Below are 5,909 nucleotides of genomic sequence, written 5' to 3'. Positions count from 1 at the left end.
GGCCCGGCTCAAGCGCACCCGCGGGCTCAGCTACCTGTTCATCTCGCACGACCTGTCGGTGGTGCGCTACCTCAGCGACACCATCGTCGTCCTGTACGCCGGCCGGGTCGTCGAACGCGGCCCCGCCCTGCGCATCGCCGACTCCCCCGCCCACCCCTACACCCGCGCCCTTCTCGCCGCCGCGCCCGTCCCCGATCCGGTGGCCCAGCGCCAACGCCAGGCGGAGCGGCGGCGGTTGGTCGCCACGGTCGCGGCCCCCGGCCGTACCAGCGAGGGCTGCTCCTTCACGCCGCGTTGCCCCTTCGCCCAGGAGACCTGCTGGACCAGGCGCCCGGAACTCGCCGACCACGACGGCGTCGCCGTCGCCTGTCACCGCTACGACGAGATCGCGTCCGGAGCGGCCTGACCCGGCGGGCACGCCGGAACAACTCACCGCCTCCCTCCCCCCAAGGACCACGATGACCACCACCGCCCCCGCCCCTCTCGACATCCAGTCACTCCTCCCCGACGGCACGCATCTCATCGCCGGTGCCTGGGTCCCCGCCCGTACCAAGTCCACGATCGACGTGGTGAATCCGGCGACCGGCGCGGTACTGGCCCGCGTCCCGCGCGGCACCGCCGAGGACGTCGACGACGCCGTACGAGCCGCCGAAGCCGCACTGCCCGCGTGGCGCGACACCAGCCCCGCCGTACGCGGTGAACTCCTCTACCGCTGGGCCGAGTCGGTGCGCGAGCACGACGACGACACCAACAGGCTGGAAGCCGTCGAGGTGGGCCACCCGGTGGGCCCCTCCCCCATCGCCGCGCGCCTGACCTACCTGGCGGGCAAGGCCGACAAGGTCTTCGGCGACACCCTGCCCACCCGCTCCCCAGACGTCCTGGGCCTGACCCTGCGCGAGCCCTACGGCGTGGTCGGCGCGACCATCCCGTGGAACGCGCCCGGCCCCATGACGGTCTTCAACACCGCTGCTCCGATCGCCGCGGGCAACACGGTCGTCCTCAAGCCCGCCGAGGACGCCCCGCTCACCGCCCTCTACCTGGCCCGCCTCGCCCTGGAGGCGGGCATCCCGCCCGGCGTCCTCAACGTCGTCACGGGATACGGCGCCGAGGCGGGGGCGGCCCTGCCCGCGCACCCGGGTATCCGCAAGATGAGCTTCACCGGCTCACCGGCCACCGGCACGGCCGTGATGGAGGCGTGCGCCCGCAACCTGATACCGCTGCAACTGGAGTTGGGCGGCAAGTCCCCGCAGATCGTGCTGCCCGACGCCGATCTCGACATGGCCGTACCGGCGATCGTCCGCAGCATCGTCATGAACAGCGGCCAGGTCTGCGCCGCCGGGTCGCGCGTGCTGGTCCACACCTCCCTCCACGGCCGGCTGGTCGAGGCACTGGCCGAGCGGTTCCGGGATGTCCGGGTGGGCCTGTGGGACCAGGCCGTCGACATGGGTCCGCTGATCAACGCCCGGCAGGAGAGGCGGGTGCTGGACTATCTGGCGATCGGCCGCGAGGAGGGTGCGGAGGTCGTGGTCGGCGGCGGCAAGCTCACCGGCGAACCGTACGACGTCGGCTACTTCGTCGAGCCGACCCTCTTCGACCGGGTGCGCCCGGAGATGCGTATCGCCCAGGAAGAGATCTTCGGCCCGGTCCTCTCGGTCCTCACCTACGACGACGAGGACGAGGCGGTCGCCATCGCCAACGGCACCCGCTACGGCCTCACCGCCACGGTGTGGACGCGGGACATCGGACGCGCGGTACGACTCGCCCGCCGCGTCGAGGCCGGCCAGGTCGCCGTCAACACGGTCGGCGACGGCGGCCCGACGGGATCGATCGGCACGCCCTTCGGCGGCTACAAGAACAGCGGTTTCGGCCGCTCCATGGGCCCTGACTACCTGGAGGACTGGACCCAGGTCAAGGCGGTCATCATCGACGCGGGGTGACCCGCGGGGACCTCGATGGAGGGCACGTGGGTGGATCACGCGGAGCCCCATTCCTCCGGGCCGGCTGAGCCGCGTCACCGGTCCAACGCGCCTTCGCCGGACAAGGCTGCCGCATCGGCCGGTTGCGAGCCGGTCATTTCCCGATGCCGTGGGCGAGGAGGCTTTCGGCGGTCTCCGCAATGGTGTCCTCGATGGGCCGCGCCCGCCACCCGAGAAGCCGCTCCGCCTTGGCGCTTGTCGCGTCGAGATCCCGGCCCAACTGGTGCCTCAGCAGTCGCAGTTCCGGGTTCACGGTGCCCAGCGCTCGCGCGAGCCACACGGGCAGTTCACGGTCCGGGGCCTTCGCGGCGCGCTCTCCCAGACGGTCACGCAGAATGCGCGCGATCTCGACAACTCGCAGGCTGTGCCCGGCGATTGCCAGGAAGCGCTCGCCGGCGGCCGCCGGATCGGTCATCGCGCGCAGGTGCAGATCCGCGACGTCGCGCACGTCGACGAAGCCCATCCCGAAGGGAGGACAGGCAGGCACCCGTCCCTCGATCATTCTGCGCACCACGCGCAGAGAGGGCGGGTCGTCGGGGCCGAGCAGCGGTCCAAGGACCCCCACGGGATGAACCACTGCCAGTTCCAGTCCACCGCCTTCGTCCGCGACGAACTGCCAGGCGGCGCGCTCGGCGAGCGTCTTGGACCGCTGGTAGGGCGGGATGTCGCTGTCGACGTCGGTCCAGTCCTCCTCGGTGAACGGGGTCGAGCGTGGCGGGTGCCCGATCCCGATGGCGCCGAACGCGCTCGTCAGGACGGCCCGCCGCACGCCGGCGTCGCGGGCGGCGCGCAGCACCCGCAGGACGCCCTCCCGTGCCGGGACCACCAGCTCGTCGTCGGTCGCCGGCGTGCGGCGCAGGGTCGGCGAGGCGACGTGGAGGACGAAGTCGCAGCCGGCGACGGCCTCGTCCCAGCCCTCGGGGTGTTCGAGGTCGGCGCGTACGACCGTGAGACGGTCGTCGTCGAACGGTGCGGCCGCGTGGAGCCACGAGCGCAGGGCCGGCTCGCGTCGCAGGTCGCGGACGGTGGTGCGGACGGTGTGCCCGGCGTCGAGCAGGGTCAGGACGCACCAGCTCCCGATGAATCCTGTCCCTCCGGTGACCAGTACCTGTGCCATCTCTGTCTCCTCAGCTCGCGACTCGAATGCCAAAAGGTGCCGGCGGGCGCGTCGCATGACGCCGCCGGGCAGCGGCCACTCTGCTTCCGAGCAGGGCGTGGCCGATCATGAGCGGGTACAGCACGGCGCGCTCGAAGATGCCGTTGTTCCCCGTCCGGCCGGTGAACGCATCGGCCATGAAGAGGGGGAGCGCGATCAGTCCGGCGGTGCCGAGCGCGTTGCGGAGCCCTCGGAGCCGTGGAAGACGCCGACGAGCGAGACCCCGACGCCGGCGAGGATGCCGTAGCTCACCCTGCCGGTGTCCATGACGGTGCCGGGGGCGGAGTCGGCGCCCTGTCCGAACCCGCTCTGTGCCGGGCCGGTCAGGCCCGAGCGGCCGACTCACTTGTACACGGCGAGTACGGCGGGTCCTGCCGTGCCTCGGCGGTGACGAACTCGGCGCCCCAGGACACAAGCGGGCCGAGGAGGGTCAGGAGGGCTCCGGCGCGGGCAGCGGCGCCGGGGCGGACGATGGGGTTCATACGAGAGCCATGCCGGGAACGCGCTTGCGAATGGCCTCCATCTCGGCCTCGTCGGAGACGCCCTGCCAGTCGTACCGGGGGGTGTACGGGGCCTCCAGAGCGCGCGCTTCGTCGTCGCTGAGCTCGATGTCGAGGGAGGCCACGGCCTCGTCGATCTGCCGGATCGAGCCGGCGCCGACCAGCGGTGCCGTGACGACCGGTTGGCGGCGCAGCCAGGCGAGCGCGACCTGAGCGCGGCTGACGCCGTGGGCGTCCGCGACCTGTCCGACCGCGTCGATGATCGCGTGGTTGGACGCCTCCTGCTCGGTGGAGTAGAGGGTGTCCGCGTACGCTCCGTCCGTCTCGGAGCGCGCCGTCGAGCGGGCGTCGTCCCACGCGCGGGCGAGGCGGCCGCGGGCCAGCGGCGACCAGATGATCGTGCCGACACCCTCGTCCAGGCACAGCGGGATCATCTCCCGCTCCTCCTCGCGGGCGAGCAGGTTGTAGTGGTCCTGCATCGACGCGAACCGCGCCCAGCCGTGCTGCCTCTGCAGGCGCAGCGCCTTCGCGAACTCCCAGGCGTGCATGGACGAGGCGCCGAGGTAGCGGACCTTGCCGGCCTTCACGAGGTCGCTGAGCGCCTCGAGCGTCTCCTCCCACGGGGTGGCGTGGTCGTTGCGGTGGATCTGGTAGAGGTCGATGTAGTCCGTGCCGAGGCGGCGCAGGGAGTGGTCGACCTCGGTCATGATCGCCTTGCGCGACAGGCCGCGGCCGTTCGGTCCCAGCCGCATCGGATGGCGCAGCTTCGTGGCGATCACCACGGCATCGCGGTCGGCGAAGTCCTTGAGCGCGCGGCCGAGAATCTCCTCGCTGGAACCGTTGGAGTACATGTTCGCGGTGTCGAAGAAGTTGATCCCCGCCTCCAGCGCGTGCTTGACGAGCGGACGCGCGTCCTCCTCCCCCTTCGACCAGACGGGGTGGCCTCGGTCGGGTTCGCCGTAGGTCATCGCGCCGATCGCGATCGGTGACACGTCCAGGCCTGTGGTGCCGAGCTTGATGTACTGCATGACGCTCCTTAAAGTATGCGGAGAGCTCTCCGGATAACGTAGTGGAGAACTCTCCACTTAGCAAGGAGGGGTCATATGGTCCGTTCAGACGCCCGCGAGAACAGGGCACGCATCCTCGCCGCCGCACGCGAAGCGCTCGCGGCGGACGGCAGCACGTCGATGAACCAGATCGCCCAGCGCGCGGGAGTCGGCGCGGGCACCCTGTACCGCAACTTCCCGACACGCGAGGCGCTGGTCCTGGCCGTCTACCAGGACGAGGTCGCACGCATCACCGGCACCGTGCCCGACCTGCTGGCCCGGATGCCGCCGCTGGAAGCGCTCCGCCACTGGACGACCGACCTCGTGGAGGCCATGCGCAGAAAGCACGGCCTCGGCGACGCCCTCGGCCCGGGCGCACACCAGACGATCGCCGAGCTGAGCTACGGGCCGGTCATCGCCGCGATCACCGAACTCCTCGACGCCGGCAAGAAGAACGGAAGCATCCGCGCGGACGCAGACCCCGGCGACTTCCTCCAGCTGACCGGGGCGTTGTGGCGCGCCGCGTCCAGCCCCGAGGACCGAGCACCCCACATGCTGGCACTCATCCTCGACGGACTCCGCACGCACCGGTAGGCGCCGCGCACGAGACAGGGCCTGCCAAATGAACGACCTGGACGTCGTTTCAGTCGGTGAGCCGACGGTGGCACATGAGGGTTGCGGCGCTGCGGTGAAGGCGAGGAAGTGTTCCGGCCTGCGCTCGTAGCGGCGGTTGAGGCGCCTGCAGCCGGACATCCACGACACTGTTCGTGCCACGCCCCGGCGATGTCTGCCCGGGCGTCGGGATGACTCGATGCCCTTGCGGGCGAGGCGGTGCCGAATGCCGCGGACCAGCGGGATCAAGGCTCGGCTGTCGTGGAGGTTCGCGGCGGAGACACCGATCGACAGAGGCAGGCCGCCGCGGTCGACGATGAGGTGGATCTTCGATCCGCCTTCGTCAACCAGGCGGTGGAGCTTGGCCCATGCAGGCGGGTTGCCGGGTGCTGGGACATGCGCCCGGCACCCGCGCTGTCGGCCGTCGCCGGACCGTTGCTACGCCGACCGCAGGGTGAGCAGCGTGATCTCGCTGGGCGCGAAGATCCGGAAGGGCGGGCCCCAGAAGCCGGCGCCCCGGCTTGTGTAGAGCTGGGTCCGCTCGCCGTGCCGGCTCAGGCCGTGCACCACCGGCTGGACGATCCGGACGAGGAAGATGAACGGCCAGATCTGCCCGCCG

6 protein-coding genes and 2 pseudogenes are annotated in these 5,909 nt (G+C 71.2%); 3 read left to right on the top strand and 5 right to left on the bottom strand.

The window, feature by feature from the left end; translation table 11 throughout:
* Both KVT45_RS54435 and KVT45_RS54430 read left to right on the top strand, forming a co-directional pair.
* Positions 1-406 (top strand): oligopeptide/dipeptide ABC transporter ATP-binding protein (locus tag KVT45_RS54435; protein WP_368857576.1); only part of this gene is annotated, 406 nt, incomplete at its 5' end.
* A 52-nt stretch (positions 407-458) separates the two neighbouring features.
* Positions 459-1,937: an aldehyde dehydrogenase gene (locus KVT45_RS54430; protein WP_217562461.1), complete on the top strand. Its 1,479-nt coding sequence runs from the start codon at positions 459-461 to the stop codon at positions 1,935-1,937.
* 133 nt (positions 1,938-2,070) lie between these two features.
* On the opposite strand, the gene KVT45_RS54425 is transcribed toward KVT45_RS54430, so the two are convergent.
* The 3 genes from KVT45_RS54425 to KVT45_RS54415 form a co-directional block, all read right to left on the bottom strand.
* On the bottom strand, positions 2,071-3,093 hold the full coding sequence (locus KVT45_RS54425; RefSeq protein ID WP_217562459.1) for an aldehyde reductase: 1,023 nt from the start codon (positions 3,091-3,093) through the stop codon (positions 2,071-2,073).
* Between the two features lie 362 nt (positions 3,094-3,455).
* The gene (locus tag KVT45_RS57495; RefSeq protein ID WP_254648731.1) at positions 3,456-3,614 is read right to left on the bottom strand and encodes a hypothetical protein; all 159 of its coding nucleotides are present in this window, start codon (positions 3,612-3,614) and stop codon (positions 3,456-3,458) included.
* Positions 3,611-4,660, bottom strand: a complete 1,050-nt coding sequence (locus KVT45_RS54415) for an aldo/keto reductase (protein WP_217562457.1) — start codon at positions 4,658-4,660, stop codon at positions 3,611-3,613. Before KVT45_RS54415 ends, KVT45_RS57495 begins: the two co-directional genes overlap by 4 nt.
* A gap of 75 nt (positions 4,661-4,735) precedes the next feature.
* Between KVT45_RS54415 and KVT45_RS54410 the strand changes: the two genes are divergently transcribed.
* Positions 4,736-5,272: a TetR/AcrR family transcriptional regulator gene (locus KVT45_RS54410; RefSeq protein ID WP_217562455.1), complete on the top strand. Its 537-nt coding sequence runs from the start codon at positions 4,736-4,738 to the stop codon at positions 5,270-5,272.
* Between the two features lie 49 nt (positions 5,273-5,321).
* On the opposite strand, the pseudogene KVT45_RS54405 reads toward KVT45_RS54410, so the two are convergent.
* Together KVT45_RS54405 and KVT45_RS54400 are read right to left on the bottom strand one after the other, a co-directional pair.
* Positions 5,322-5,626 (bottom strand): annotated as a pseudogene (locus KVT45_RS54405) (transposase); the annotation flags it as partial.
* A 102-nt stretch (positions 5,627-5,728) separates the two neighbouring features.
* Positions 5,729-5,909 (bottom strand): annotated as a pseudogene (locus tag KVT45_RS54400) (metallophosphoesterase); the annotation flags it as partial.

Source organism: Streptomyces sp. GbtcB6, from assembly GCF_019091475.1.
Lineage (GTDB): Bacteria > Actinomycetota > Actinomycetes > Streptomycetales > Streptomycetaceae > Streptomyces > Streptomyces hyaluromycini.
The sequence above is the reverse complement of the archived record's forward strand: the minus strand, read 5'-3'. Positions and strand labels throughout refer to the sequence as shown.

Bases quoted from the DNA above. Each gene is read 5' to 3' on its own strand.
- KVT45_RS54430 (WP_217562461.1), top strand. From the start codon at position 459: ATGACCACCACCGCCCCCGCCCCTCTCGACATCCAGTCACTCCTCCCC.
- KVT45_RS54425 (WP_217562459.1), bottom strand. From the start codon at position 3,093: ATGGCACAGGTACTGGTCACCGGAGGGACAGGATTCATCGGGAGCTGG.
- KVT45_RS57495 (WP_254648731.1), bottom strand. From the start codon at position 3,614: ATGAACCCCATCGTCCGCCCCGGCGCCGCTGCCCGCGCCGGAGCCCTC.
- KVT45_RS54415 (WP_217562457.1), bottom strand. From the start codon at position 4,660: ATGCAGTACATCAAGCTCGGCACCACAGGCCTGGACGTGTCACCGATC.
- KVT45_RS54410 (WP_217562455.1), top strand. From the start codon at position 4,736: ATGGTCCGTTCAGACGCCCGCGAGAACAGGGCACGCATCCTCGCCGCC.